24 protein-coding genes are annotated in these 26,202 nt (G+C 69.1%); 14 read left to right on the top strand and 10 right to left on the bottom strand.

All coding sequences use genetic code 11. The annotated features are described in order from the left end of the window. The first annotated feature begins 380 nt into the window (after positions 1-380). The 3 genes from Q7W82_RS08295 to pbpC all read left to right on the top strand — a co-directional run bounded on the left by Q7W82_RS08295 (position 381) and on the right by pbpC (position 4,719). A complete protein-coding gene (locus tag Q7W82_RS08295; protein WP_242161450.1) occupies positions 381-869 on the top strand; it encodes an ATP-binding protein in 489 nt (162 codons plus the stop codon). A 356-nt stretch (positions 870-1,225) separates the two neighbouring features. Further along, the gene (locus Q7W82_RS08300) at positions 1,226-2,149 is read left to right on the top strand and encodes an IS110 family transposase (protein ID WP_353949514.1); all 924 of its coding nucleotides are present in this window, start codon (positions 1,226-1,228) and stop codon (positions 2,147-2,149) included. A gap of 176 nt (positions 2,150-2,325) precedes the next feature. After that, positions 2,326-4,719 carry a penicillin-binding protein 1C gene (pbpC, locus tag Q7W82_RS08305; RefSeq protein WP_242156402.1) on the top strand — a complete coding sequence of 798 codons (2,394 nt, stop codon included), beginning with the start codon at positions 2,326-2,328 and terminating at the stop codon, positions 4,717-4,719. Positions 4,720-5,279: 560 nt separating this feature from the next. On the opposite strand, the gene Q7W82_RS08310 is transcribed toward pbpC, so the two are convergent. After that, positions 5,280-5,864 (bottom strand): ferritin-like domain-containing protein, encoded by a 585-nt coding sequence (locus Q7W82_RS08310; protein WP_242156404.1) that lies wholly within the window; start codon positions 5,862-5,864, stop codon positions 5,280-5,282. A gap of 32 nt (positions 5,865-5,896) precedes the next feature. Beyond that, entirely contained in the window at positions 5,897-6,379 is a 483-nt protein-coding gene (locus tag Q7W82_RS08315) for a peroxiredoxin (RefSeq protein WP_160946352.1), read from the bottom strand. A gap of 169 nt (positions 6,380-6,548) precedes the next feature. On the opposite strand from Q7W82_RS08315, the gene Q7W82_RS08320 reads away from it, so the two are divergent. Both Q7W82_RS08320 and Q7W82_RS08325 read left to right on the top strand, forming a co-directional pair. Next, complete coding sequence (locus Q7W82_RS08320) at positions 6,549-7,016, top strand: Hsp20/alpha crystallin family protein (protein WP_160946351.1); 468 nt, start codon at positions 6,549-6,551, stop codon at positions 7,014-7,016. Between the two features lie 136 nt (positions 7,017-7,152). Next, on the top strand, positions 7,153-8,040 hold the full coding sequence (locus Q7W82_RS08325; protein ID WP_242156405.1) for a DnaJ C-terminal domain-containing protein: 888 nt from the start codon (positions 7,153-7,155) through the stop codon (positions 8,038-8,040). 486 nt (positions 8,041-8,526) lie between these two features. On the opposite strand, the gene pilH is transcribed toward Q7W82_RS08325, so the two are convergent. Beyond that, positions 8,527-8,904, bottom strand: coding sequence for a twitching motility response regulator PilH (gene pilH, locus Q7W82_RS08330; RefSeq protein ID WP_242156407.1), 378 nt, complete (start codon positions 8,902-8,904; stop codon positions 8,527-8,529). 82 nt (positions 8,905-8,986) lie between these two features. Beyond that, a complete protein-coding gene (locus Q7W82_RS08335) occupies positions 8,987-9,991 on the bottom strand; it encodes an acryloyl-CoA reductase (protein ID WP_242156408.1) in 1,005 nt (334 codons plus the stop codon). 142 nt (positions 9,992-10,133) lie between these two features. Between Q7W82_RS08335 and hflK the strand changes: the two genes are divergently transcribed. The 7 genes from hflK (at position 10,134) to Q7W82_RS08370 (ending at position 18,748) form a co-directional block, all read left to right on the top strand. Then, complete coding sequence (hflK, locus tag Q7W82_RS08340; protein WP_242156409.1) at positions 10,134-11,285, top strand: FtsH protease activity modulator HflK; 1,152 nt, start codon at positions 10,134-10,136, stop codon at positions 11,283-11,285. Continuing rightward, on the top strand, positions 11,282-12,148 hold the full coding sequence (locus Q7W82_RS08345) for a protease modulator HflC (RefSeq protein ID WP_160966319.1): 867 nt from the start codon (positions 11,282-11,284) through the stop codon (positions 12,146-12,148). The genes hflK and Q7W82_RS08345 overlap by 4 nt, the downstream gene beginning before the upstream one ends. 386 nt (positions 12,149-12,534) lie before the next feature. Beyond that, positions 12,535-12,720 (top strand): DUF2065 domain-containing protein, encoded by a 186-nt coding sequence (locus tag Q7W82_RS08350; protein ID WP_242156410.1) that lies wholly within the window; start codon positions 12,535-12,537, stop codon positions 12,718-12,720. Between the two features lie 256 nt (positions 12,721-12,976). Then, a complete protein-coding gene (locus Q7W82_RS08355; RefSeq protein WP_010340110.1) occupies positions 12,977-14,269 on the top strand; it encodes an adenylosuccinate synthase in 1,293 nt (430 codons plus the stop codon). 304 nt (positions 14,270-14,573) lie between these two features. Then, positions 14,574-15,809 (top strand): hypothetical protein, encoded by a 1,236-nt coding sequence (locus Q7W82_RS08360; RefSeq protein WP_260114854.1) that lies wholly within the window; start codon positions 14,574-14,576, stop codon positions 15,807-15,809. Positions 15,810-16,244: 435 nt separating this feature from the next. Next, the gene (locus Q7W82_RS08365) at positions 16,245-18,338 is read left to right on the top strand and encodes a GGDEF domain-containing protein (RefSeq protein WP_353949515.1); all 2,094 of its coding nucleotides are present in this window, start codon (positions 16,245-16,247) and stop codon (positions 18,336-18,338) included. A 200-nt stretch (positions 18,339-18,538) separates the two neighbouring features. Then, positions 18,539-18,748, top strand: coding sequence for a hypothetical protein (locus Q7W82_RS08370; protein ID WP_242156413.1), 210 nt, complete (start codon positions 18,539-18,541; stop codon positions 18,746-18,748). A gap of 146 nt (positions 18,749-18,894) precedes the next feature. Here Q7W82_RS08370 and Q7W82_RS08375 read toward each other — a convergent pair whose 3' ends face one another. From Q7W82_RS08375 to Q7W82_RS08395, 5 genes are all read right to left on the bottom strand, one after another. Then, entirely contained in the window at positions 18,895-19,224 is a 330-nt protein-coding gene (locus Q7W82_RS08375; RefSeq protein WP_242156415.1) for an XVIPCD domain-containing protein, read from the bottom strand. A gap of 21 nt (positions 19,225-19,245) precedes the next feature. Beyond that, positions 19,246-19,887, bottom strand: a complete 642-nt coding sequence (locus tag Q7W82_RS08380; RefSeq protein WP_242156417.1) for a hypothetical protein — start codon at positions 19,885-19,887, stop codon at positions 19,246-19,248. Between the two features lie 64 nt (positions 19,888-19,951). Next, positions 19,952-20,374 (bottom strand): hypothetical protein, encoded by a 423-nt coding sequence (locus tag Q7W82_RS08385; RefSeq protein ID WP_242156419.1) that lies wholly within the window; start codon positions 20,372-20,374, stop codon positions 19,952-19,954. A gap of 71 nt (positions 20,375-20,445) precedes the next feature. Further along, positions 20,446-20,706 (bottom strand): hypothetical protein, encoded by a 261-nt coding sequence (locus tag Q7W82_RS08390; RefSeq protein WP_242156421.1) that lies wholly within the window; start codon positions 20,704-20,706, stop codon positions 20,446-20,448. Between the two features lie 142 nt (positions 20,707-20,848). Further along, positions 20,849-21,310, bottom strand: a complete 462-nt coding sequence (locus Q7W82_RS08395) for a GNAT family N-acetyltransferase (protein ID WP_242156423.1) — start codon at positions 21,308-21,310, stop codon at positions 20,849-20,851. Between the two features lie 226 nt (positions 21,311-21,536). On the opposite strand from Q7W82_RS08395, the gene Q7W82_RS08400 reads away from it, so the two are divergent. Both Q7W82_RS08400 and Q7W82_RS08405 read left to right on the top strand, forming a co-directional pair. Then, positions 21,537-22,178 carry an HD domain-containing protein gene (locus tag Q7W82_RS08400; protein WP_242156425.1) on the top strand — a complete coding sequence of 214 codons (642 nt, stop codon included), beginning with the start codon at positions 21,537-21,539 and terminating at the stop codon, positions 22,176-22,178. A 135-nt stretch (positions 22,179-22,313) separates the two neighbouring features. Then, positions 22,314-24,830, top strand: coding sequence for an excinuclease ABC subunit UvrA (locus Q7W82_RS08405; protein WP_242156427.1), 2,517 nt, complete (start codon positions 22,314-22,316; stop codon positions 24,828-24,830). Positions 24,831-24,963: 133 nt separating this feature from the next. Here Q7W82_RS08405 and Q7W82_RS08410 read toward each other — a convergent pair whose 3' ends face one another. Beyond that, a complete protein-coding gene (locus Q7W82_RS08410; RefSeq protein ID WP_242082458.1) occupies positions 24,964-25,842 on the bottom strand; it encodes an SDR family oxidoreductase in 879 nt (292 codons plus the stop codon). Between the last annotated feature and the right edge of the window lie 360 nt (positions 25,843-26,202).

The following is a 26,202-nucleotide window of genomic DNA, read 5'->3' on the forward strand; positions in this document are numbered from 1 at the left end:
GCCTGCTCGGGGTCGCCGCCCAGCAGGCGATCGGGCAATCCGCGCAAGCGTTGGGACTTGCCGGCCTGTTCGACGTGCCGTCGGGCAGCATCCAGGCGCATGCGTTCGCCGGGCAGCAGGGGCGCTGGCAGATCGGCCACGCCGCCTTGCGCAGCCGCAGCCAGGCCGGGCGCCTGCTGCTGGTGCAGCCGATGGAGCGCGCGCTGCGCGAGGAGGAGGCGCAGGCCTTCCGCCGCCTGTTGCGGGTGCTCAGCCACGAGATCAACAACTCGCTGACGCCGATCGCCTCGATCGCCGACACGCTCGCGCGGCTGCTGGCAGCCGCGCCGCAGGCGCTCGACGCCGAACTGCAGGCCGATCTGCACAACGGACTGGGCGTGATCGAACAGCGCAGCGCGGCGCTGCAGCGCTTCCTGGGCGGCTACGCGCGCTTGGCCAGGCTGCCCGCGCCGGTCCCGGCGCCAGTGGCGCTGGCGCCGCTGTGCGCGCGCGTGCAGCGGCTGCTGGACGATGCCAGGGTGCAGTTGGAGATCGACCCGACACTGCACGCACGCGCCGACGCCGACCAGCTCGAGCAGGTGCTGATCAACCTGCTGCGCAATGCGCTGGAAGCCGGCGGCAGCGCGCCGGTGACGCTGCATGCGTGCGGCGACGGCGCCAATGTGCGGATCGAAGTGCGCGACGGCGGCGCGGGCCTGCCGCCCAGCGACAACCTGTTCGTGCCGTTCTTCACCACCAAGCCCGGCGGTTCGGGCATCGGCCTGGTGCTGTCGCGGCAGATCCTGGAGGCGCAGGGCGGCAGCCTGCACCTGGAGGCCCGCACCGATGCGCCCGGCAGCGTAGCGACGTTGCGCCTGCCGCTGGCGTAGGGTGGAGTAGGGATGTTAGGCGGGATCTTGCCCTTGCTCCACGTGCTGGCATTGCGCGTCTCCGGGAGGCTCCATGCCGTTGTAGGAGCGGCTTCAGCCGCGACAGGCTCTCCCAGAAAGCCCATCGCGGCTGAAGCCGCTTGTGTCTTATGAGGGTCTATCGTTATAGGTGAGAGCGGAGTGCGGCAGGCCGTTTAGCCGCAGTGCCAAGCAAGCACGAGTAGGAGTCAGCGCCGCCGCACTCCGTACTCCTGCCTCACAAGCCCGAACAGTTGCCCGAGTCGCGAACTCGAACTCCACAAGCATGGGCATCGGCAGGAGTGCTCTCACCCCTGAGTCTACTGCGGAGAACGTCTATGCGACGCTTTGTCGGGATCGATGTTGCCAAGGCCGAACTGGTCATTCATGTCCTGCCGGAGGGCCACACCTGGACCCAGCCGAATACCGCACAGGAGCGGCGTGCGCTGGCCCAGCGCCTGACGGGGCTGGACTGCGAGCGGATCGTGCTGGAAGCCAGTGGTGGCTATGAACATGCCCTGCTGCGAGTCCTTCGGGAGGCGGACCTGCCCGCGGCAAGGGTGGCCGCCGATCGTCCGCGGAACCTGGCCAAGGCCCTTGGCCTGCACGCCAAGACCGACGCCCTGGACGCGCGCCTGTTGGCCATCGCCGCCCAGCACATCCCGGCCACACCCACAGCCGTACTACCCGAGCATCTTCAGTCCCTGCGCGAATTGCTGGACCTACGCGACACTCTGGTCGGCCAGCGTGATGCCCATCGGCGGCGGCTGGAGCACATCACCAGCCCCGAGGTGCAAGGCCACTGCCAAGAGGTGATCGCCCTACTGAACCAGAAGATCCAGGCGTTGACGCGGCAGATCGAGCAGCAGGCTACGACCTGCTCCACCCTGCCGAAGGTGCCCGGACTTGGCGCGATCCTGCGCGCGGTCCTGGCCGCACGGCTGCCGGAACTGGGCACGTTACCGCCGCGCAAGCTCGCTGCTCTGGTCGGGCTAGCCCCGTTCAATCGCGACAGCGGCCGCTGGCAGGGCCAGCGTCGCATCAAAGGCGGACAGGCCGAGATCCGACGCGTGCTGTACATGGCCACCTGGGCCAGCATCCGCGCCAAATCCCCCTTGGCCAAGACCTATGCCCGCCTGCGTGCGGCCGGCAAACCAGCCAAGGTCGCCATCGTCGCCTGCATGCACAAGTTCCTGCGCTGGCTCAACGCGATTGCGCGTGATCAGGCAGCGTATGCCCCTCCTGCCATCGCGGCTGCATGACAGTTGACTCCTACAACACACCAGCGCGTCCAATCGTGTCGCGACAACCGCGCACTGTTGGCGATGTTCCGTCGCCAATCCCGCGTATCGCCGGTGACGCCCTATGCACCGGCTTGACCCCGCTCGCCGCGCCGCCAGTACAACAGGCAAAATGGCCGCTTCCATCGGGAGCCCGCATGCCAACGGACGACACCGCCGCCCCGCACGTCGCGCGGCACCCCCGGCGCTGGACGCGCCTGCTGCCGTGGCTGCGGTGGGGCGCGGTGGCGCTGCTGTCGACCTTGCTGCTGCTGGACCTGGCGTTCCCGCTGCCGCTGCCGAAGTCGCGCGACACCTCGACCCTGGTGGTGGCCGCCGACGGCAGCCCGCTGCGCGCCTTCGCCGACGGCAACGGCGTCTGGCGCTATCCGGCCACGCCGGACAGCGTCTCGCCGCTGTACCTGCAGGCGCTGCTGAACTACGAGGACCGCTGGTTCCGGCAGCACCCCGGGATCAATCCCTGGGCATTGCTGCGCGCGGCCAAGCAGTGGCTGTTCTCGCGCCACATCGTCTCCGGCGGCTCCACCCTGACCATGCAGGTGGCGCGCATCCTGATGCCGCCGGAGGTCAGCACGCGCACGCCGTGGGGCAAAGCGCAGCAGGCCCTGCGCGCGCTGCAGCTGGAAGCACACCTGAGCAAGCGGCAGATCCTGCAGCTGTACCTGGAGCGCGCGCCCTACGGGGGCACCATCGAAGGCGTGGAAGCGGCGAGCTGGGCCTACCTGGGCAAGCCGGCTGCGCGCCTCTCGCAGGCCGAGGCGGCGCTGCTGGCGGTGCTGCCGCAGGCGCCGAGCCGGCTGCGCCCGGACCGGCATCCGGAAGCCGCGCGCGTGGCGCGCGACAAGGTGCTCGAACGCATGGTCGCGCTGCGCGTGTGGCCGCGCGCGCAGGTCGACGACGCGCGCATCGAACCGGTGGTGGCGCGCTCGCTGCAGACGCCGCTGCACGCCGCGCTGCTGGCCGAGCGCCTGCGCCAGCAACACCCGCACGCCGCGCACATCGTCTCCACCCTCGATGCCGACCTGCAGCGCACCCTGGAGGACCGGGTCAGCGCCTACTTCTCGCAACTGCCCGAGCGCACCTCCGCGGCCTTGCTGGTGGTGGACAATCGCGACCTGCAGGCGCGCGCCTACATCGGCTCGGTGCAGTTCGGCGACCGCCGCCGGCTCGGCGACGTGGACATGGTGCAGGCCTGGCGCTCGCCCGGCTCCACGCTCAAGCCGTTCCTGTACGGCATGGCCCTGGACGATGGCCTGATCCACTCCGAAAGCTTGCTGGTCGACGCGCCGCAGAGTTTCGGCGACTACCGCCCGGGTAATTTCGACGAAGCCTTCAACGGCCCGATCGGTGCCGCCAGCGCCCTGCGCCTGTCGCTCAACGTACCGGCAGTGGACCTGCTCGACCGGGTGGGGCCGGCGCGCTTCGCCGCGCGCCTGAGCAACGCCGGCATCGGCCTGCGGTTCCCGCGCGGCAGCACCCCCAACCTGGCGCTGATCCTCGGCGGCACCGGCGCCAAACTCGAGGAACTGGTCGGCGCCTTCGCCGCGCTCAACCGCGACGGCATCGCCGGCCACGTGCGCTACAGCGCCGCCGACCAGCGCATCGAGCGGCGGCTGATGTCGCCCGGCGCGGCCTGGATCGTGCGCGAAATGCTTGAGGCCAATCCACGTCCGGGCTACGGCATCGGCACCTTCGACGTCGGCACGCGCCCGCGCGTGGCCTGGAAGACCGGCACCAGCTACGGCTACCGCGATGCCTGGGCGATCGGCAGCACCCGCCGCTACACCGTCGGCGTGTGGGTGGGTCGCCCCGACGGCACGCCACTGCCCGGCCAGTACGGCGCGGTGACCGCCTTGCCGCTGATGTTCGAGACCATCGACAGTCTGCCGCGCCTGCGCGGGGACAACGCACCGCGGCCGATGCCGCCGACGGTGCAGCAGGTGGATGTGTGCTGGCCGCTGGGCATCGCCGCCGAGCAGACCCCGCCGTCGTTGTGCCAGCGCCGCTTCTCCGCGTACGCGCTCGACGGCGCGGTGCCGCCGACCTTCGCCGAGCGCGACGCGCGGCTGTGGAGCGCCGGCCGCGAGACCGTGCAGGTGGATGCGCACAGCGGCTTGCGGCTGTCGCCGGACTGCGCGCAAGCGCATGTGGCGGTGACGCGCGAACTGGCGCGTTGGCCGGCGCTGTTGACGCCGTGGCTGCACGCCAGCGAGCGCCAGGCCGGGCAACTGCCGGCATTGGCGCCGGACTGTCGCGACGACGGTCGCGGCCGCAGCGACGTGCTGCGCATCGAAGGCCTCAACGACCGCGCCACCCTGGCACGCGCGCCGGGCAGCACCACGGTGCGTCTGCAGGTGCGCGCGCTGGGCACGAGCACCCCGGTGGACTGGCTGCTGGACGGCCGCTGGATCGCCCGCACCGAGGGCGCACGCACCTTCCAGCGCGACTTCGCCGACGCCGGCGACCACACCCTGACTGCCCTGGCCAGCAACGGCGCCTGGACCCAGGTGCGTTTCCGGGTGCTGCGTTGAGCAGCGGTGGCGCGCGCTCGTAGAAGCCAACTATCACGCAACGACGACGATCAGAGTAGGCGGGCGATCCGACCTCGGAAGCAGTCGGGACTGAAGTCCCTCCCAGATTGCTCCGGGACACGAACAAGCGTGAGTCCGTGCGAGAGGCGCGGTCGCTTGGCTTTGGCTGGTTGCTGTTGCTGTTGCTGTTGCTTTTGACTTCCCGGGTTCCCTTCCGAAGCGGCGAACCAGGCGGGAAAAACCCGAAGGGCGGCGCACATGGATGTGCGCCGTCCGCGGCAGGGGCAGGATGCCCCTTCCGCGGATCCCGTCTGGTTCGCGGACCCGGAGCGCGCAGCGCGGAGGGCGCGAAGGCAGGGCGCGCTTTCTTTTGGTTACCTTTTCTTTGCGCGAGCAAAGAAAAGTAACTCGCCCGTCAGGGCGAAAGCCTTTGCAGTTGCTTCAACCATGTGTGTCAGACCAGAAGAACAGTAGGAGCGGCTTCAGCCGCGACAGGCGCCATCGAGACGGCCTGTCGCGGCTGAAGCCGCTCCTACGAGAGGGCGTAACGCTGAACCGGCTTACTTGCCGATCCAGCCTTCCAGCATGTCCGAGAACTCGTCGGCGTGCTCTTCTTCCTGGGCCAGGATGTCTTCCAGGATGCGCTTGGTGGTGGTGTCCTTGTCGCCGACGAAGTTGATCATCTCGCGATAGCTGTCGATGGCGATGCGCTCGGCGATCAGGTTTTCCTTGACCATGTCGCGCAGATCCTCGCCTTCCTTGTACTCGGCATGCGAACGCGCCGTCAGGGTATCCGGATTGAGGTCCGGCTCGCCGCCCAGCTGCACGATGCGCTCGGCCAGCTTGTGCGCGTGCGCCTGCTCCTGCTGCGCGTGCTCCAGGAACTCGGCCTTGACCGCGTCCGCAAGCATGCCGGCGGCCATGAAGTAGTGGCGGTAGTAGCGCAGCACGCACACGTATTCGGTGGCGAGCGCGTCGTTGAGCATCTTGATCACCGCCTCGCGGTCGGCGCTGTAGCTCTTGGTGATCGCGCCGTCCTCGATGCTCTGGCGGGCATTGGCGCGCAGCGTGGCGGTGTCGGTGAGGCCGGCGGTGTGCTGCAGCGGCTTGGCGTCGGTGTTCGGGGTGGCTGGCTTGTTGGACATGGCTGGCCGTCTCCTGTGGTGGGTAAGGGGATTCAGTCGGGAAGGTGTTGCAGTACATAGTCGGCGGCGGAGACCTTGAACTCGCCCGGTGCTTCGACGAACAACGCACGCACCACGCCGTCGTCGGCGTACAGCGCGAAGCGCCGCGCCCGCACGCCCATGCCGTAGCTGCTGGCGTCCAGTTCCAGGCCCAGCGCCTTGGCAAAGTCGCCGTTGCCGTCGGACAGCATCTGCAGGCCGTCCGGCACCAACTGGCTCTTGCCCCAGGCCTGCATCACGAACGGGTCGTTGACCGCCATGCAGTACACCTCGATGCCGCGCTTGCGGAACTCCTCGAAGTGCTCCACATAGCCGGGCAGGTGCTTCTCCGAACAGGTCGGGGTGAAGGCGCCGGGCACCGCGAACAGCAGGACGCGGCGGTCGTCGAACAGGGTGCGCGTATCCACCGCTTCCACGCCGTCGCGGATGCGCTGCAGCACCACTTCGGGAATGCGTTCGCCGGTCTGGATGGGCATGTCGGGCTCCTTGGATGAACCGAGTCTAGAAACGGAAATGGGAAGGTGGCGTCAACGCCTTGAAAAGCGCCGCGGCACGCCTATCTGACGGGCATGGACGGCGGGCCGGTCCCGCCGCCGCGAACTGCCCCTCCGAGGGTGTACCTCATTGACGTTTCAGGAGACCACGATGAGCATCGTCCGTTATCGCCAGTGGCCGGCCCAGGCCGCATTCCAGAACGAGATCAAGCAGGTGTTCGACCGCTTCTTCGACCCCAATGGCGGCACCGACGAATCGGCCGTCGTCACCGCGCAGTGGGTACCGCGCGTGGACATCAAGGAAGAGCCGGAGCGCTTCGTGCTGTACGCCGACCTGCCGGGCATCGACCCGTCGGAGATCGAGGTGTCGATGGACAAGGGCATCCTGTCGATCAAGGGCGAGCGCAAGAGCGAGTCGGCCGCCGACAGCGAGCGCTTCTCGCGCATCGAACGCCGTTACGGCAGCTTCCACCGTCGCTTCGCGCTGCCCGACAGCGCCGATCCGGACGGCATTTCCGCCACCGGCTACCATGGCGTGCTGGAAGTGCGCATCCCCAAGCGTCCGGCGAGCACGCCGCGTCGCATCCAGGTCGATACCGGGGCCACGATCGTCCAGTAAGCGCCCGCCCGCAGCGGCGTCGCCCTCGCGACGCCGCGCCCTCGCCGCCGGCCGTAGAATGGCCGGGCGATGGCGCAGTGCATGCAACCGGCCCGTTGCCGCAAGGCGGCGGGCCGACTCTTTTTTGAGGTGATGGATGGAATTCAAGGATTACTACGCGACCCTGGGCGTGGAACCCAGCGCCGGCGATGCCGAGATCAAGACCGCGTACCGGCGGCTGGCGCGCAAGTACCATCCCGACGTCAGCAAGGAGCCTGGGGCCGAGGAAAAGTTCAAGGCCGTCAACGAGGCCTACGAGGCCTTGCGCGACCCGCCCAAGCGCGCCGCCTACGACCAGTTGCGCGCGCAGGGCTACCGCCCGGGCGAGGAGTTCCACGCGCCGCCCAACTACGGCGGCGCGCAGGGCTTCGACTTCGAGGAAGTGTTCGGCAACGGCGGCGCCGGCGGCGGCTTCAGCGATTTCTTCGAGAGCCTGTTCGCCCGCCAGCAGCGCGCCCGCCAGGGCGGCGCCGGCCCGGGTCCGGCCCCGGGCGCGCCGCGCGGCGATACCCGCGCCAAGCTGGCGGTGCCGCTGGAAGCGGTGTATGCCGGCGACAGCGTGCGCATCACCATCAACGGCAAGCAACTGGACGTGCGCGTGCCCAAGGGCGTGCGCCCCGGCCAGGTGATCCGGCTGAGCGGGCAGGGCAACGGCGGCAGCAACCTGCTGCTGGAGATCGAGTACGCCGCGCACCCGCAGTTCGAGGTGGACGGCCGCAACATCCTCTACACCCTGCAGGTGACGCCCTGGCAGGCGGCGCTGGGCACCACCATCAGCGTGCCGACCCTGGGCGGGGCAGTGGAACTGAAGATCCCCCCGGAATCGGACGCAGGACGCAAGCTGCGCCTGCGCGGCCGCGGCCTGCCGGGTACCCCGCCGGGCGACCAGATCGTCGAACTGGAAGTGCTGGCGCCGGCGCCGGAAACCGAGGCGCAGCGCAAGGCGTATCGCGGGTTGGCCAAGGCCTTTGGCGAAGCCGTTTGATTGCGGGGATTGGGGAGTCGGGATTGGGGATTCGCAAGAGCGGCGTCCCTTCGCACTGTGGCGTTGTAGGGGCGGCTTCAGCCGCCATGCCGGCCCGATAAAGCGGCGGTACCCGCTTGCGCGGCCCGGCTCGTCATGCGCCTGCAAGCGTGACGGCGCTAGAGCCGCTGCGGCGCGCACGCGCTTCGCAAGTCTGCAACTGTGCTGCTTTTCTGTGGGAGGGGCTTCAGCCCCGACGCCTCGACCTTTGAAGCGTCGGGGCTGAAGCCCCTCCCACAAGAGACGCCACCTGCTCTTCTTTTGGTTCCATCCATTGCCCGGCTTGTCGTAGGAGCGGCTTCAGCCGCGACGGGCGTTACCGGTAACCCCTGTCGCGGCTGAAGCCGCTCCTACAAGGGGCACCGATTGCAATGCGGCCTTACGCCGCGCGCTCAAACGCCGCCCGTAAACCCGCCCTTACGAATCCCCAATCCCCAATCCCGGCTTCTACGGCACATCCTCACCGCTGAACACCCGCTCGATCACCTCGTACAGCTCGTCCTCGGAGAACGGCTTGGTGATGTAGGCGCGGGCGCCTTGGCGCATGCCCCACATGCGGTCGGTGTCCTGGTCCTTGGTGGTGACCAGGATCACCGGGATGTTCTGCGTGGTCGGTTCGCGGCGCAGGGTCCGGGTGGCCTGGAAGCCGTTGAGGTTGGGCATCACCACGTCCATCAGCACCAGGTCCGGCAAGGCTGCCTTGGCCGCTTCCACGCCGGCGGCGCCGTCGGTGGCGGTGATCGTTTCGTGCCCCAGTTTTTCCACGATGCGCTGGATGCCCAGCAACTGCGACGGCGAATCGTCGACGATCAGAATGCGTGCCATGTGGTTCCCCCTAGGAGGCTCCGAGTGTAGTGGCAGCAACGCGAGGGCGGAAAGCGTTGCGTGTCACAAAGCGTCGGCGTGGCTACGCGCTCGGATCCAGCCGCACCACGGTGCGCCCGAACGATTGCCCGGCCAGCATCGTGGCGAAGACCTCCGGCAGCCCGGCCAGCTCCACTTCGCGGGTGCAGATCGTGTCCAGATGACGCGGCTTCCAGTCGCTGCCCAGGTGCTGCCAGATGCGGTCGCGCAGGTCGCGGGCGGTGCCGGCCGAGCCGATGCCCAGCAGCGATACCCCGCGCAGGATGAAGGGCATCACCGTCATGTCCAGCTCCGCGGTCGCGGCCAGGCCGGCGCTGGCGACGTTGCCGTACGGCGCCGTCTGCGCCAGCAGGCTGGTCAGCATCGCCCCGCCCACGTTGTCCAGGCCGCCGCCGAAGCGCACCGAGTCCAGCGGCCGCGTGGTCTGCAGGGCCTCGCGGCCCAGCACCTGGGTGGCGCCCCAGGCCTTGAGCTGCGCGGCGCGGTCGGCCTTGCCGCTGACCGCATGCACCTCGAAGCCGGCGCGGCTGAAGATGTCGATCGCCAGCGAGCCGACCCCGCCGGTGGCGCCGGTCACGCACAGCGGGCCATGCGCCGGCGTCTGGCGGTTGTCGAGCAGGCGCAGCAGCGCCAGCGCCGCGGTGAAGCCGGCGGTGCCCAGCACCATGCTCTCGCGCAGGCTCAGCCCGGCCGGCAGCGGCACCACCCACTTCGACTCCAGGCGCACGTACTCGCTGTAGCCGCCGTCGCGGGTCTCGCTGAGGCCGCAGCCGGTGACCAGCACCGCATCGCCTTCCTTGAACGCCGGATCGCTGGAGGCGACCACGTGCCCGGCCACGTCGATGCCGCCGACCAGCGGGAAGCGGCGCAGGATCTTGCCCTGGCCGGTGCCGGCCAGCGCGTCCTTGAAGTTCACCGAGGACCAGGCCGCGCGGATCACCACCTCGCCGTCGTTGAGCTGGTCCAGCGACAGCGGGGCGATGCCGGCGTGGTAGCCGGCGGCGTCCTGGTGGATGCGGAAGGCGGAGAACTGGGCGGGAACGGACATGGAACACCTTGGTCGGCACGCAGGAATGCACCAAGATACCCTTTCGAAACGGCGGGCCTGCCCCATCTTGTAGAATCGGCGACTCATTATCCGGTGACCGGCGCGTGACCGACGCGTCGCCACCTTCCTTCTTGGAGCATGCATGGCCTGGAACACACCTGGCGGCAAGGGCGGAGACGGCCCGGACAATCACGGGCGCGGTCCCTGGCCGCCGCGTGGCGGCAGTGGGGGAGGAAAGTGGGGCGGCTTGCCCGGTCCGTTGAAGGACCTGTTCGGCGATGGCGGCGGCATCGGCCGCTGGATCCTGGGCGCGGTGGTGCTGCTGCTGCTGTTCAGCAGCTTCCAGCTGATCGGCGAGCAGCAGCGCGGCGTGGTCCTGCGCTTCGGCCAGTTCTCGCGGATCCTGCAACCCGGCCCGAACTTCAAGCTGCCGTGGCCGATCGAGACCGTGCGCAAGGTCGATGCCACCCGCATCAAGACCTTCGACAGCCAACTGCCGGTGCTGACCGGCGACGAGAACATCGTCAACGTCTCGCTCAACGTGCAGTACCGGGTCGAGGACCCGCGCACCTACGTGTTCGGTGCGCGCAATGCCGACCTGGTGCTGGAGCAGGCCGCGCAGAGCGCGGTGCGCGAACAGATCGGCCGTTCCGATCTCAACACGGTGCTCAACAACCGCGGCCCGATGGCGGTGGCCGCGCGCGAGCGCCTGCAGGCCGCGCTGAAGGCCTATCACACCGGCCTGATCGTGACCGGCCTGACCCTGCCCGACGCGCGTCCGCCGGAGGAAGTGAAGTCGGCCTTCGACGAGGTCAACGGCGCCCAGCAGGTCAAGGAGCGGCTGATCAACGAGGCCCAGGCCTACGCCGCCAAGGTGGTGCCGGAGGCGCGCGGCCAGGCGGCACGCACCCGTACCGTCGCCGAAGGCTACAAGGAAGCGGCGATCGCCCGCGCACAGGGCGATGCCGAGCGCTTCACCCTGCTGCAGCAGCAGTACCAGAACGCGCCGGAGGTCACCCGCAAGCGGCTGTGGCTGGAGACAATCCAGCAGGTGCTGGCGGAGAACCGCAAGGTCATCGGCGGCGACGGCCGCCAGCTGATCTACGTGCCGATGCCGGCCGAGGGCAAGGCGCCCGCCACGTCCACCCCGCCGACCTCGCCGACCACCGGCGGATCGCTGCCGACGGTGCCGCAGGAGGTGCTGATGCCGTCCTTGAACAGCAGTTCGGCCGAAAGTGTCCGCAACCCGGAGCGCACGCCGCGCCCGACCGGCCGTGAGGAGATCCAGCGATGAAACTGTCATTGTGGGCCGGCATTGCCGTCGTCGCGCTGTTCGCGCTGCTCAGCTCGGTGTTCGTGGTGCCCGAGGACAAGGCGGCGATGGTGCTGAACCTGGGCCGCGTGGTGCGTGCCGACCTCAAGCCGGGCCTGCACTTCAAGGTGCCGCTGGTCGAGTCGGTGCGCATGTTCGACCGCCGCTTCCAGGTGATCGACACCACCCCCGCGCGCTACTTCACCGCCGAGCAGAAGGACGTCAGCGTCAGCTTCTTCGCCATCGGCTACATCTCCGACGTGCGCGCCTTCTACCGCGCCACCCAGGGCGGCGACGAGAAGGTGGCCAACAGCCTGCTGGCGCCGATCATCACCGACTCGCTGCGCAACCAGATCAACTCGCGCACCCTGCAGCAGCTGGTGTCCGGCGACCGCAGCGAACTGATCGCCAAGCAGCTGGTGGCGATCAACGCGGCCAGCAAGACCCTGGGCATGCAGATCGTCGACCTGCGCATCAAGCAGATCGACCTGCCGACCGACAGCCAGGTGATCACCGACGTGTACGAGCGCATGCGCGCGCAGCGCAAGCAGGAAGCGGCCAAGCTGCGCGCCGAGGGCGAGGAGCAGGCGCTGACCATCCGTGCCCAGGCCGACCGCGAGAGCACGGTGCTGGTCGCCGAGGCCGAGCGCGACGCGCAGAAGCTGCGCGGCGAAGGCGATGCCGAGGCCGCCAGCGTCTACGGCAAGGCCGGCTCCGCCGACCCGTCGTTCTACGCCTTCTACCGCAGCCTGGAGGCCTACCGCGGCGCCATGGCCGACGGCAACGGCGTGATCGTGCTCGACAAGAACGATCCCTTCCTGCAGTACCTCAAGAGCGATCGCTGAGGGGTGGGATTGGGGAGTGGGGATTGGGGATTCGTAAGGGCGGGTTCCCTGCTCAGCCTCTTCTTTGCTCTTGCGATTGTTGCTTTTGCTTCGCTTTTGATGTGCCGGGCCCCCTACGTAGCGGCGAACAGGGCGGGAAAAACCCGAAGGGCGGCGCACATGGATGTGCGCCGTTCGCGGCAGGGGCAGGATGCCCCTTCCGCGAATCCCGTCCTGTTCGCGGACCCGTAGCGCGCAGCGCGAAGGGCGCGGAGTCGGGGTGTGCTTTCTTTTGGTTACTTTTCTTTGCACAAGCAAAGAAAAGTGACCCGCTTCAGCGGAAGCTGTTGCTCTTGCTCTGATACTCCTGCATCCGTCTTGACGGCCACTCATCTCTGGCGACCGCCATGCACGATCTCATCGCCGCGGTTTGCCTGATGGTGATCCTCGAAGGCCTGCTGCTGTTCGCCGCGCCGGAGGCATGGCGGCGGATGGTCCAGCAGATGTTGAGCATGCCGCCGCGGCAGTTGCGTGGGGCCGGCGCCATTGCCGTCGGCGTGGGCCTGCTGGCGCTGTGGTGGGTGCGCGGCTGAGCCAGGCGGGTGGCGGCCGCCGGGCCTGAACGCGGCCGGTCAGGGGGTGGTGACTGCCACCCAAAACCCGGATAATGCACAAAAGCCGGCCGGGCCCGCTCCACGCGAGCGTCTCGACCGGCTTTTTCCGTGTATGGGTCCGCCGCCGCCTGGACGCTCCCCGATGGAGCGGCCGCACCGGTGCCGGTCGTCCCCGCACGGCCACCACATCCGCGTGGCCCCGACGGTCGCGCAGCAAACCAGGAGTTACCCAGCCATGGGTCAGTCAGTTGTCGTGCTCGGCGCCCAGTGGGGCGATGAAGGCAAAGGCAAGATCGTCGATCTGCTCACCGAGGAAATCGGCGCCGTCGTCCGCTTCCAGGGCGGCCACAATGCCGGCCACACCCTCGTCATCAACGGCAAGAAGACCGTCCTGCACCTGATCCCGTCCGGCATCCTGCGCGCCGACGCGCTGTGCCTGATCGGCAACGGCGTGGTGATCTCCCCGGCCGCGCTGCGCAAGGAGATCGAGGAGCTGGAGACCTCCGGCGTGGAAGTACGTTCGCGCCTGAAGATCTCGCCGGCCGCGCCGCTGATCATGCCGTACCACATCGCCCTGGATCAGGCCCGCGAGAAGGCCGCCGGCGGCAAGGCCATCGGCACCACCGGCCGCGGCATCGGTCCGGCCTACGAAGACAAGGTGGCGCGCCGCGGCATCCGCGTCGCCGACCTGCATTACCCGCCGCAGCTGGAAGAGCTGCTGCGCACCGCGCTGGACTACCACAACTTCGTGCTCACCAAGTACCTGGGCGTGGAAGCGGTCGACTTCCAGAAGACCTTCGACGAAGCGCTGGCCTTCGGCGAGTACGTCCAGCCGATGAAGTCCGACGTCGCCGGCATCCTTCACGACCTGCGCAAGCAGGGCAAGCGCGTGCTGTTCGAAGGCGCGCAGGGCGCGCTGCTGGACATCGACCACGGCACCTATCCCTACGTCACCAGCTCCAACACCACCGTCGGCGGCGCACTGGCCGGCACCGGCGTGGGCGCCCAGGACATCGACTACGTGCTGGGCATCGCCAAGGCCTACGCCACCCGCGTCGGCGGCGGCCCGTTCCCGACCGAGCTGGACGACGAGATCGGCCAGGGCATCCGCGACCGTGGCGCCGAGTATGGTGCCTCCACCGGCCGCCCGCGCCGCTGCGGCTGGATGGACATCGTCGCGCTCAAGCGCGCGGTGGCCATCAACGGTATCTCCGGCCTGTGCATCACCAAGCTCGACGTGCTCGACGGCATGGAGAAGCTGAAGGTGTGCATCGCCTACGAATACCGCGGCAAGCGCACCGAATACGCGCCGCTGGACGCGCAGGGCTGGGAAGAGTGCACCCCCGTGTACCTGGAATTCCCGGGCTGGAGCGAGAACACCCACGGCATCACCGTGTGGGACGAACTGCCGCCCGCCGCCCGCGCCTACCTGCGCGCGCTGGAGGAACTGGCCGGCTGCCCGATCTCGATCGTCTCCACCGGCCCGGACCGCGAGCACACCATGGTGCTGCAGGATCCGTTTGCCTGACGCAGGTGGCACGCGGATCCTTCTCCCGTACGCGGGAGAAGGAGGCGCCGAGTCTCCAAAGAGCCCCGCGACAGCGGGGCTTTTTATTTGCACGCACCGAGCTGCATGAGGCATCGCGCCGGGAATGTGTGCGGGCGTGTGGGCGGCTGATCGAACAGCGCGCGCGTGCTTGCTGCGGCTCCGCGCAATCGGAGTTGCCGGTTGCCTTCGCGCAAGCAGCAGCCCATGTCCATCTGCGCGACAGCACAGTTGCGCTAGCATGCCGCGGCACCCGCATGCCGCCACTCGACAAGGACGACCGCCGATGTTCGCTGCACTGTTCGATACGCTGTTCAACCGCACGCCCAGTCCCGATGCCTTCGCCAGGATGTACACCGACGCCCTGCGCGCGCGCGGCTATCGCGAGGAGTTGGTCTATCAGCCCGACGCGTTCCGGCTGGTCGGCGGCAACGGCTACACCATCTATCTGCACAACGCCTATCAGGCCTACAAGACCGCGCCACGCAAGGGCCGCGCCGAGGCATTGCGCGCCTACGTGACGTCATCGCTCAACGCACAGGAAGAGAGTGGACGGGAAAAGACATTCGAAGAGGTGCGCGCGACGCTGATGCCGGTGATCCGCAATCGCGGCATGTTCGAGGAGCTGCGGCTGGAGCACGTGCTCGAGAAGGGTCTCGATGCGCCATTCCCGTATGCGTGGCGCGACATTGCCGAGGATTGCGTCGAGTTGCTGGCGCTGGATCTGCCGGACACGATTTCCACGCTGTTCCAGGGGCCGCGTGCGGCATGGGGGATCACCCTGGACGAAGGCCTGACCATCGCCCGTGACAATCTGCGCGAGGCAACCGCCGACCAATTCGTCGAAGTCGCACCCGGCGTGTTCCGCGGCGCATGGCAGGACGCCTACGACACCAGTCGTGCCTTGCTCCCCGATGTGCTGTACCGCGTTCCGGTGGCGGGCAATCCGCTGTTCATGCTGCCGGCGCGCGACTGCCTGCTGGTGGTGGGCGATCGCGATGCGGCCGCCATCGGCGCGATGCTGGAACTGAGCCTGGAAGCGGCCGCGCAAGGGCGCAGCGTGTCCGCGCTGGTGTTCACCTACGACGAAGCGCGCCGCATCGTGCCGTTCGCGCTGGCGTTGCCCGAGCAGCGCCAGCGCCAGGCGGACCTGCGCCGGCTGCTGGACGCGCCTGCCTATGCCGACCAGAAGGCGGCGCTGGACAAGCTCCACGACGCCACCGACCAGGACATCTTCGTCGCATCGTTCAGCGTCTACCAGGAGCGCGATGACGGTGCGCGGCAGTTTTCGCTCTGTACCTGGACCAAGGGCGTCGAGACGTTACTTCCCAGGGCCGACCGGATCGCCTTGATCGTCCCGCGCGACGACGCCGAGGGGGACGAGGTCGCCGTGGTGGCCTGGGACGAGGCGATTACTGCGTTCGGCGACCTGATGCAGCCGCAGCCGCCGCTGTATCCGCCGCGCTACCGCGTGCGGGCGTTTCCCGATGACGCGCAGCTCCGGCAGCTGACGCCGCTGTGATGGGGGCGTCGGGATCCGGGATGTGTGGTGCGCGGCGTGTTCCCGACCCTTACCCCAGCCTCTCTCCCGGTGGGAGAGGGGCTAGCTGCGGTCCTAACTGGTGCGCGCCCGTGCTGGCATAGCGTGCACTAGGTCGGTTACAGCGCGGGATAAGACTCAAGAAATCGCCTGCGCGGCCGATAGCAGCGCACGGGTCGGCGTCGCTGCACATCGGCAGCGACACGCGGGGAACCAGATTGCGCCGGCGGTTGCCGTGCCCAGGGCTCCGGCGTGCGCCGCGGCATCTTGGGGGAGAAGGCAGTGCGCAGTCGCTTGGTTTGGCAGTCGCTCGGGGCGCTGCTGTGGTGCGGTGCGCTCGCGCCGTGCGTGGTGGCACAGACAGCGTCAGCGCCCGCGTGCGCGCCGACGCAGGCGTTGCCAGCCTGCGTGGCGGCCGTGCGTGCCGACGATCCGACGGCCGCGCTGCGCATGGGCTTGCCGGCGTGGGAGGCCGCGGCCGACAAGCAGGGCTTGGTTCCCCTTGGCCTGGAACTGGTGGACGCGGCGTCCGCGGCGGGTCAGCCGGACACCGTGGTGTCCATCGGCTCGGCGTTGCTCGCCCAGCCGTTGTCGCCGCAGCAGCGGCTGCGTTTGCTCAAAAAGCTCAATGGCGACATCTGGCGGCCCCGCGATGCTGCTCGCATCGCCCAGCTTGAGGGCGAGATGCGGCGCCTGGAAAAAGAACTGCCGGACGAACCAAAGATCGCTGAACTGTGGCGAATGCTCGCTGCTTCCTACTACCTGATGGGCGCGCAGGACGACGCCCTGCGCGTCGCCCGCATCGCCTTGTCGAAGGTGCGCACCCATCCCGACCTGGTGGAGTACAACGCCAATCAGATCATCTTCATCGTGTCCTCGCAGCAGGGCCGCATGCCCGATGCCATCGCCGCCGTGCTCGAAGTGGAGCGCGTGGGCAAGGCGCTGGGCAAACCGGACGACGCCGCCATGCTGCACAACGCCACCGGCGTGTTCGTCTATGCCCACGAGTGGAAAAAGGCGATCGAGTACGGACAACGTGCGCTGGCCGCCTACGATGCCAAGCCGCGCAAGGGACTGGCGCGCGCCGATGTGCTCAACAACCTCGGCTCGGCCTACGAAGGCGCCAACGAGCTGCCGCGTGCCGAGGCCATCTACCGGCAGGCGCTGGCGTCGGCGCGCGCCGACGACAAGGCGTCGGTGGTCGGGCCGCTGAACAACCTCGCCAACGTGCTGCGTCGCCAGCATCGCCCGCAGGAGGCTTTGCCGCTGTTGCGCGAAGCCGCCGCGGCGCTGGAGAACGTTGCGCATGGCGGCGATCATGGCGACAACGGCGAAGCCGCCATCGTCTATTCCAATCTTGGCGTCACCCTGGCGGACCTCGGCCAGCGCGAGGCCGCGGCCACCGCGTTCGAGCGCTCGCGGCAGTTGTTCGCGCACTCGGACAACGTGCCGCGGCGGCTGGAACTGTACCCGCGCATGATCGACAACCTCGACGCGCTCGGCCGCGACCACGAGGCGCTGGCGCTGATGCGCGAATACAAGGCGGTCAACGACGACGCGGTGAATGTCGAATCCAAGACCCGCATCGCCGAGCTTGAATCGGCGGTTGACCTGGCGCGCAAGAAGAGCGAATTGGCCGCGCTTGGCCGCACCCGCGCCGCCGAACAGGCCGCCTACGCGCAACTGCAGGCGCGCGAACAGCGCCAGCGCAGCGTGCTCTACGGCCTGTTGGCCGCGCTGCTGGCGCTGGCCGGCTTCTTCCTGCTCAAGGTGCGCGAAGGCCGCGTGCGCCGGCGCATCAACGCCGAACTGGCGCGCAAGAACGACGAGATCCAGACCCAGCACCGCGAACTGGAACAGCTCACCGCCACCATCCGCCGCCAGAGCGAAGAGGACGCCCTCACCGGCCTGCGCAACCGCCGCTACGTCACCGCCTGGCTGCAGGCGCGCGAGGCGGAAGCGACGCCCGAGCGCACCCAGGAACCGCTGCTAATCGCGCTGCTGGATGTCGACCATTTCAAGCGTGTCAACGACCTGCACGGCCACGAAGGCGGCGACCACGCCCTGATGCACCTGGGCGATTTGCTGCGCGAGTGCGCGCGCAGCACCGACATCATCGCCCGCTGGGGCGGCGAAGAATTCCTGTGGATCTGCCCCGGCGGCACCCTGGCCGACGCCCCACGCCTGTTCCGTCGCCTGCGCGAACGCCTGCAGGCCGAACCGCTGGTACGCCCGACCGGCCGCATCGCCCTCACCGTGTCGATGGGCGTGAGCCTGTTTCCCGCCCACCCCGGCGGCGACTGGCCGCTGAGCCTGCGCATCGCCGACGCCGCGCTGTACCGCGCCAAGCATGCCGGCCGCGATCGGTGGGTTGGGTTGACGTTGGAAGGTGTGGCGACTGACCTAGGTGCCGATGTGTCGCTGGAGGCGCTGGAGGCAGAGGGGCGGCTGCGGCAGAGTGGGGGTGGGGGCGATGGGGTGGTGTTTGTGGTGGGGCAGGGGGTGGTGTGACAGCGCGATTCACGCGAGTGCAATGGCAGGCACTCGCTCCATTGGCTGTGCGCGTTTTGGCCAGAGGCGGCGGGGCGCGAGCGCAGTGATCGCAGTAGTGCTCTGTCGCGGCACATGATCACTGCATCATCCTGACACCATCCAGCAGCGGTATTCACGGCCCGCGCCATAGCCTCGAACGACACACGAGGAGATGCTAGATGAACACGCATGACGCTACGAACGGCAAGAGCGTCGACGATACGGCCAAGGTGCCCACGCCGAAGAACGGAGACTTGGACCGCGAAGCGCCACAGCCCGATCCGCAGGCCGGGATTGCACGCGAAGTGGGCGATCTTGAAGACGCGGAGGCGGTGGACGAGGACGGCGCTCTGCCTGGACGCGCCGGTGGCGGGTTGGCTGGCGGCTGAGTGAAACCAGCGCCAACGTAGTGCTCTGCGACGCCAGCGTCGAGTGCAGCGAAGGCACTGCCTTGTACGGAAACGCTCCTCGCGTCGCCCGATGCGGTCGGCGACCGCCATGCATGTTGCTGGCGGCCGCTTGCACGTTCGTAAAGCTAGAGCGCGTGCACTAGCGGCCGCGGCTGCGCGTCTTGCGTCTGCGCCGGTGACTCCACCTGTTGCGTCTGGGCTTGCGGCTCCGGCTGCTGCGCCTGCGCAATCGCATAGGACTGCTGCACCGGCGTCTGCGCCGCTTCCGCCCTGGACATATGTGCGCGCTGCTTGGCCGGATCGTTGGCGGCGCCCTGCACGATGAAGATGGTTTCGCCCGCGGCAGCGGTTGCGGTCTGCTGGCTGAGCGCGACCTGGTCGACGCTGCTGAAGTGGTGTTGCTTGGCCAGGACGTACAGGCTCGCGCTGACGCGGTCGGTGTCGGCCGGGTTCAATTTGCCGGGGCCATTGAGCCCTTAGACCTTGTCGCGGATCTGCTGCAGCATCGTGTGATCGGGGTGGTCGGCGCGTGTGGGGTCGGCCGCGGGGGCTGGCGCGCGTTGTTGTTCCCGTTCGTCCGGTGCGTGATACCGCAGCTCCTCGGTGCGTTCCGGCGACAGCATGCGGTTGCCGACGCCCGGTTCGAGGCGTCGGGAGAAGCGCTGCACGGGTACGTCCATCAGTTCGCCGAAGGTGCGGTAGGCGGAGTTGCTGTTGACGGTCTCGCCGAAGACCTTGAAGCCGTAGTTTGGATAGTCGCGGTCCTGTGCGTTGAGTTCCGGCACGGCGCGCACCGCGGTATTCCAGCGCTCCAGGATCTCGCGCTTGTCGCCGGTGGCGACCGTGCGCGCCGGTTGGTCGTCGCGGATGTAGGTGGTGCTGTCGACCTTCTCGCCGATGGAGTGGGCGTAGGCAGGATCGTGCGGGTAATGCCAGGCGCGCAGCGCGTGCCGGGTGGCGTCGGTGCCGATGGGGATGGCCTGGCCGGTCTGGCGATCGGTGGCCAGGCCATGCAGTTCCGCCACGGCCTTGCCATGTTCGTCGCGCAGCACCCAGAAGGCGTGGCCGGCGATGCCGATGACGCCGAGCGAGCGGGCTTCGATGGCGTAATTGGGCATGGTCGTGTCCTTCCTTGGTCGCTGTGATGGCGTGGGGGTCAGAACTGCCGTGTCCTATTCGGACTCACTGTGGTTGCGTGGCGACGCAGCGATCCAGTGCGGTCTTGAGATCCTGCATCGCCTGGTCGACGCCCAGGTCGACGAAATAGGCGCCAGCGCCCTTGAGCGCGAGATTGGCCTGGCTGGCGCCCGGTAGACGCTCCAGGCGCAGGCGAAAGCCGCTGCGGTTCGCTTCGGGGAAGTCGCCCGATTCCAGGATGCCTCGCGCCGCATCTTCGCGGGTGACCTTGGGCCAGGAGCTGCTGGTCTCGGACAGGGTGGCGATGCTGGATTCGGCGCAGTCGAACAGGCGCTGGTTGGGCAGGTCGGCCGGAACGCGCAGTGCCGCCGAGGCCATGGGCGTCTTGCGGGCGGCGGCGGACATGCTGCACGCGCTGGCGACCAGCGCCAGGCCGGCGAGTCGGGCAATGCGGCGCCACGGCGTCATGAGGACGTTCCTTGCGTGGGCGGTGGCGAGCTTCCTGCTCGGCGCATCATGCCGGATGCGCCAGGTGCTGGTCAGCGCCGCGCGCGCCGCCAGGCAATCAGGGCCACGGCGGCCAGGGCGGCGACGGTGCCGACCGCGGCCACCTGCGCCGCGCGCTTGGCGCGTTGTTCGCGCAGGCGCAGCGCGGCGTCGCCTGCGTCGTCGGCGGACAGCGGCGAGCGGTACACGCTGTGCGCGGCGGCGCGGCCGGAGATGGCGGCACGGCGCGCGGGCGGGGTCGGGGCGCTGTCGGTGGCGGTATCGTCCACGGCGTGGGCGGTGTCGGTGATCATGGTGGGTTGCATCCTCGGCGCTGCATTCATGCGTGTGTGGATCGAGCGGTAGGTTAGGGAAGGCCGCTCCATCTTTCCAAGCGCCACGTTAACGCGGCGCGGGGGAAAAGTAATGTGCAGGCGCGGCGACGCGGGCACCCGCTCAGCCGACCGGGCGCACCATCAGCAGCACGTGGCTGCCGTAGGAATCGGCTTCCTGCACGGGCTGCCAGCCGTGGCGGGCATACAGGCCGCCGTCCAGGTGCTCGGTCTGCAGATACAACGCGCCCAGGCCCAGGGTCGCGGCGTCGGCCAGGGCCTGGGCAAGCAGGCGGCCGGCAATGCCACGTCCGCGATAGGCCGCGTCCACGTACACGCCGCCCAGCCAGTACGGGTACTGGGGGAAGGCGTCCATCTCCCGGTATTTCAGCTGCGCCACGGCGATCGCGCGGGCGCCGTCGAAGGCCACCAGCCGCCGTGGCAGGCCGTGCGCATCCGGCGCGCGTTGCAGTTGGCGCAGTTCGTCGTCCAGCGAGAAGCCTGCCTCCTGGCCCCAGGCCGCGTGGTACCAGGCGGCGATCTGCGGCAGTTCCGGTGCGTGCTGGTCGAGATGACGGACGTCCATGTGCGCGGCGGTGCGTTGCGACGGAGCAGAGAAGTGTAAGCGGGGAGGGAGCTTCGATCAGACCAGGGCCGCGCGGCAGTCCGTATCCATGTAAGCACTGACGGCCGATCACGGACGCGATACCCGCCACGCGCGGCTCGAACGGCGGCCATGTCCACGCGCGTCTCCACGCGCTCACGGCGGCCAGTTTGGCGATAATGCCGGCCTGTTCCGTCAGGATCGCCGCATGACCGCTCTCACCGAACGTTACGCGCGTGCCGTGGACTATGCGCGCATCGCCCACGCCGGCCAGTTCCGCAATGGCGGCAAGGTGCCGTACCTGAGCCACGTGCTGGGCGTGTCGACGCTGGTGCTGGAGGCCGGCGGCGACGAGGAGCAGGCGATCGCGGCGCTGCTGCACGACGTGGTGGAGGATTGCGGCGCCGGGCACGAGGCGGTGATCCGGGCGCAGTTCGGCGAGGCGGTGGCGGACATGGTGATGGCCTGTACCGACGCCACGGCCGAACGCAAGGCCGCGCAGACCGACGTGCCGGCCAAGCGCCGCGACTGGCGCATCCGCAAGCAGGCCTATCTGGCGCATCTGGCCGAGGCGCCGGACGCGGTGCTGCTGGTGTCGGCCTGCGACAAGCTCTACAACGCGCGCAGCATCGTCGCCGACCTGGAAGACCCCGACGTCGGCACGGCGGTGTTCGAGCGCTTCACCGCCGGCCGCGACGGCACGCTGTGGTACTACCAGGCGCTGCATGCCATCTATGTCGAACGCGGAGTGGCGGTGCTGCGCGCTTTCTCCAGCGCGGTGGCGCGGATGCAGGCGCTGGCCGCGCGCGACGAGGATACCGACACGCTGGCGGCGCCTGCGTTGAGCTGAGACTTGTGTCGCCGGCGACTGCGCGCCGTTCCGTGCCGATGACGGACCGAACACGCTGCCGCATAGCCACCGCGACACGCCCATGGCAGCCGACCGGCTAAGCTTGCGCGCTCCTTCGCGTTGCCGGTCCAGCCCATGTCCACGCCTCCCGTTTTCGCCGCTTCCGGCTTCGTGCGCGTCCGCGGTGCGCGCGAGCACAACCTCAAGGACGTGGACGTGGAACTGCCGCGCGATGCGCTGGTGGTGTTCACGGGGGTGTCCGGCTCCGGCAAGTCGTCGCTGGCGTTCGGCACGCTGTTCGCCGAGGCGCAGCGACGTTATCTGGATTCGATCTCGCCCTACGCGCGGCGGCTGATCGACCAGGCCGGCGTGGCTGACTTCGACGCCATCGATGGCCTGCCGCCGGCGGTGGCACTGCAGCAGCATCGCGGCGCGCCCAGCACGCGCTCGTCGGTGGGCAGCGTCACCACCATCTCCAACTCGCTGCGCATGCTGTATTCGCGTGCCGGCACGTATCCGCCGGGGCAGGGCATCATCCATGCCGACGGTTTCTCGCCGAACACGCCGGCCGGGGCCTGCCCCACCTGCCACGGGCTGGGGCGCATCTACGACGCCACCGAGGCGTCGATGGTGCCGGACCGTTCGCTGAGCATCCGCGAGCGTGCGGTCGCGGCGTGGCCGCCGGCCTGGCACGGGCAGAACCTGCGCGACATCCTCACCACGCTCGGCCACGACGTCGATGTGCCGTGGGCGAAGCTGCCGAAGAAGACCCGCGACTGGATCCTGTACACCGACGAGCAACCGACCGTGCCGGTGTATCCCGGCTTCAGCCTGGCCGAGACCCAGCGCGCGCTCAAGCGCAAGCAGGAACCGGCGTACATGGGCACCTTCAGCAGCGCGCGCCGCTATGTGTTGCACACCTTCGCCACCACGCAGAGCGCGCTGATCAAGAAGCGCGTGGCGCAGTACCTCATCAGCACCGCGTGCCCTAGCTGCGATGGCAAGCGCCTGCGCCGCGAGGCGCTGTCGGTGACCTTCGCCGGGCTGGACATCGGCGAGCTGTCGCAGCGCCCGCTCGGCGAGGTGGCCGCCGTGTTGCGGCCCGCGGCCGAGGGCCGCCTGCAGGGACGTGCGCGCCATCCGGAGCAGGCGCTGGCCGCGCAGCGCATCGCCCAGGACCTGCTGGCGCGGATCCAGGTAGTGGAGGCGCTGGGCCTGGGCTATCTGACCCTGGAGCGCAGCACGCCGACGCTGTCGCCCGGCGAACTGCAGCGGCTGCGCCTGGCCACGCAGATCCGCTCGCAGCTGTTCGGCGTGGTCTACGTGATGGACGAGCCGTCGGCGGGCCTGCATCCGGCCGACACGCAGGCGCTGCTGGGCGCGCTGGACCAGCTCAAGGGCGCGGGCAATTCGCTGTTCGTGGTCGAGCACGAGATCGACGTGATCCGCCATGCCGACTGGATCGTCGATGTCGGCCCCGGTGCCGGCGAGCACGGCGGGCAGGTGCTGTACAGCGGTCCGCCAGCGGGACTGGCGCAGGTGCAGGCCTCTTCCACGCGGCGTTACCTGTTCGCCGAACCGCAGGCCGCCGCCCATGCGCCGCGCACGCCGGAGGCCTGGCTGCAGTTGCGCGAGGTCAGCCGCAACAATGTGGTCGCGCTGGACGTGGACATTCCGCTGGGCGTGTTCACCACCGTCACCGGCGTGTCCGGCTCCGGCAAGTCCTCGCTGGTCAGCCAGGCACTGGTGGAGTTGCTGGGTACGCAACTGGGGCAGGCGCCGGCCGAGGCGGAGGAGGAACTGGATCCGCTGGAGCGCGGCCCGCGCGTCGCCACCGATGGCTACATCGCCGACGGCCTGCAGCACGTGCGGCGATTGGTGCAGGTGGACCAGGCGCCGATCGGCCGCACCCCGCGCTCCAACCTGGCGACCTACACCGGCCTGTTCGACCACGTGCGCAAGCGCTTCGCGGCCACGCCGGCGGCGCGCAAGCGCAAATACGATGCCGGGCGCTTTTCCTTCAACGTGGCCAAGGGCCGTTGCGAAACGTGCGAAGGCGAGGGCGCGGTGAGCGTGGAATTGCTGTTCATGCCCAGCGTGTATGCGCCGTGCCCCACCTGCCAGGGCGCGCGCTACAACGCCAAGACGCTGGAGATCGAACTGCACGGCCGCAACATCGCGCAGGTGCTGCGGATGACTGTAGCGGAGGCCTTGGATTTCTTCGCCGACGATGTGCCGATCGCGCGTCCGCTGCAGGTATTGGTGGAGGTGGGTCTGGGCTATCTGCGGCTGGGCCAGCCGGCCACCGAACTGTCCGGTGGCGAGGCGCAGCGCATCAAGCTGGCCACCGAACTGCAGCGTGCGCAGCGCCGCGGCACCGTGTACGTGCTGGACGAACCCACCACCGGCCTGCACCCGGCCGACGTGGACACGCTGCTGCGGCAATTGCACGGACTGGTGGAGGCAGGCAACACCGTGGTGGCGGTGGAGCACGACATGCGCGTGGCCGCGGCCAGCGACTGGATCATCGACATGGGGCCGGGCGCGGGCGGCGCGGGTGGCAAGGTGGTGGCGGCCGGTGTGCCAGCTGTGGTGGCGCGACAGGCCGACAGTCGAACCGCGCCGTTCCTGGCAGCGGAGTTGGCGGGGTGATCGGGCTGCGACAGTGAGGGCCGGTCGCCTGATGTAAATCCCATGTAGAAGCGGCTTCAGCCACGACAGGCGTTACCGGGACTGCCTGTCGCGGCTGAAGCCGCTCCTACGTCGTCGACAACGGCACGAGGCCTCAGCCCACGTTGCCGCGCCCGCCCACGCTGCTGAACACGCTGCCGGTGGTGAAGCTGGATTCCTGCGAGGCGAGCAGCACGTAGATCGGCGCGATCTCCGCCGGCTGGCCGGGGCGGCCGGTGGGACCGTCGGCGCCGAAGGTCTTGAGCTTGTCCATGAATTGCCCGCCGCTGGGCTGCAGCGGCGTCCAGTACGGCCCCGGCGCCACCGCGTTGACGCGGATGCCCTTGGGCGCGAGTTGCTTGGCCAGGCTCTTGGTGAAGCTGACGATGCCGCCCTTGGTGGTGGCGTAGTCGAGTAGCGATTCCGGCGGGTCGTCGGCGACGATCGAGGTGGTGTTGATGATCGCCGCGCCCGACGGCAGATGCGGCAGCGCCGCGCGGGTGATCCAGAACAGCGCGTAGAGGTTGGTCTTGAGCGTGTCGTCCAGTTGCTGGTCGTCGATGTCCAGCAGGGATTTTTGCGCGGTCTGGCGCGCGGCATTGTTGACCAGGATGTCCAGGCCGCCGAGCTGCTGCACCGCCTGTGCGACCAGTTGCTTGCAGAACGCGGCATCGCGCAGGTCGCCGGGAATGGCCACGGCCTTGCGCCCGGCCGCGCGGATCAGCGCGACCACCTCGCGCGCATCCGATTCTTCCTGTGGCAGGTAGTTGATCGCCACGTCCGCGCCTTCGCGGGCAAAGGCGATGGCCGCGGCGCGGCCGATGCCCGAATCGCCGCCGGTGATCAGCGCCTTGCGCCCGCTCAGCCGGCCGGAGCCGACGTAGCTGCGCTCGCCGTGATCGGGCACCGGCACCATCTTCGAGGCCAGCCCCGGCCATTCCTGCTTCGGCGTGTCGAACGGCGGCCGTGGGTATTGCGTGCGCGGGTTCTGCATCGGTGGTCGGGCGGCGCCGCCGGCAGCGGCAGCCGCAGGTTGCGCGCTGGCACCGGCGGACATCGCCAGTGCGCCGCCCGCGGCCAGGCCGCTGCCGAGGGCGCCGAGCGCGCGACGGCGGCCGGCGGAGTGGTCGGGATCGTGGTCGTGCATGGCGCGGCTCCTGGCGTGGGGGAAGACGCGGCGGCGCGCATCGCAGACGCCGCCGGAGTGGCATCGTCTGCGCGTGCGATGCACGGGATCCTGCACCCGGTGCGCGGCAGTGCGGCAGGCGATGCCCCCATCTGAGCGGTGTGCATGGCAGCACCGCGTGAGCGCACAGTGCCGCCGACGTGAAGCGCCAGCAGCGTTTCCGCCTCG

The sequence above is a fragment of the Xanthomonas indica genome (assembly GCF_040529045.1).
Classification (GTDB): domain Bacteria; phylum Pseudomonadota; class Gammaproteobacteria; order Xanthomonadales; family Xanthomonadaceae; genus Xanthomonas_A; species Xanthomonas_A indica.

Bases quoted from the DNA above. Each gene is read 5' to 3' on its own strand.
- Q7W82_RS08410 (WP_242082458.1), bottom strand. From the start codon at position 25,842: ATGCAGAACCCGCGCACGCAATACCCACGGCCGCCGTTCGACACGCCG.
- Q7W82_RS08325 (WP_242156405.1), top strand. From the start codon at position 7,153: ATGGAATTCAAGGATTACTACGCGACCCTGGGCGTGGAACCCAGCGCC.
- Q7W82_RS08350 (WP_242156410.1), top strand. From the start codon at position 12,535: ATGCACGATCTCATCGCCGCGGTTTGCCTGATGGTGATCCTCGAAGGC.
- hflK (WP_242156409.1), top strand. From the start codon at position 10,134: ATGGCCTGGAACACACCTGGCGGCAAGGGCGGAGACGGCCCGGACAAT.
- Q7W82_RS08405 (WP_242156427.1), top strand. From the start codon at position 22,314: ATGTCCACGCCTCCCGTTTTCGCCGCTTCCGGCTTCGTGCGCGTCCGC.
- pbpC (WP_242156402.1), top strand. From the start codon at position 2,326: ATGCCAACGGACGACACCGCCGCCCCGCACGTCGCGCGGCACCCCCGG.
- pilH (WP_242156407.1), bottom strand. From the start codon at position 8,904: ATGGCACGCATTCTGATCGTCGACGATTCGCCGTCGCAGTTGCTGGGC.
- Q7W82_RS08400 (WP_242156425.1), top strand. From the start codon at position 21,537: ATGACCGCTCTCACCGAACGTTACGCGCGTGCCGTGGACTATGCGCGC.
- Q7W82_RS08315 (WP_160946352.1), bottom strand. From the start codon at position 6,379: ATGCCCATCCAGACCGGCGAACGCATTCCCGAAGTGGTGCTGCAGCGC.
- Q7W82_RS08345 (WP_160966319.1), top strand. From the start codon at position 11,282: ATGAAACTGTCATTGTGGGCCGGCATTGCCGTCGTCGCGCTGTTCGCG.
- Q7W82_RS08355 (WP_010340110.1), top strand. From the start codon at position 12,977: ATGGGTCAGTCAGTTGTCGTGCTCGGCGCCCAGTGGGGCGATGAAGGC.
- Q7W82_RS08390 (WP_242156421.1), bottom strand. From the start codon at position 20,706: ATGATCACCGACACCGCCCACGCCGTGGACGATACCGCCACCGACAGC.
- Q7W82_RS08335 (WP_242156408.1), bottom strand. From the start codon at position 9,991: ATGTCCGTTCCCGCCCAGTTCTCCGCCTTCCGCATCCACCAGGACGCC.
- Q7W82_RS08370 (WP_242156413.1), top strand. From the start codon at position 18,539: ATGAACACGCATGACGCTACGAACGGCAAGAGCGTCGACGATACGGCC.
- Q7W82_RS08360 (WP_260114854.1), top strand. From the start codon at position 14,574: ATGTTCGCTGCACTGTTCGATACGCTGTTCAACCGCACGCCCAGTCCC.
- Q7W82_RS08300 (WP_353949514.1), top strand. From the start codon at position 1,226: ATGCGACGCTTTGTCGGGATCGATGTTGCCAAGGCCGAACTGGTCATT.
- Q7W82_RS08395 (WP_242156423.1), bottom strand. From the start codon at position 21,310: ATGGACGTCCGTCATCTCGACCAGCACGCACCGGAACTGCCGCAGATC.
- Q7W82_RS08385 (WP_242156419.1), bottom strand. From the start codon at position 20,374: ATGACGCCGTGGCGCCGCATTGCCCGACTCGCCGGCCTGGCGCTGGTC.
- Q7W82_RS08320 (WP_160946351.1), top strand. From the start codon at position 6,549: ATGAGCATCGTCCGTTATCGCCAGTGGCCGGCCCAGGCCGCATTCCAG.
- Q7W82_RS08380 (WP_242156417.1), bottom strand. From the start codon at position 19,887: ATGCCCAATTACGCCATCGAAGCCCGCTCGCTCGGCGTCATCGGCATC.
- Q7W82_RS08310 (WP_242156404.1), bottom strand. From the start codon at position 5,864: ATGTCCAACAAGCCAGCCACCCCGAACACCGACGCCAAGCCGCTGCAG.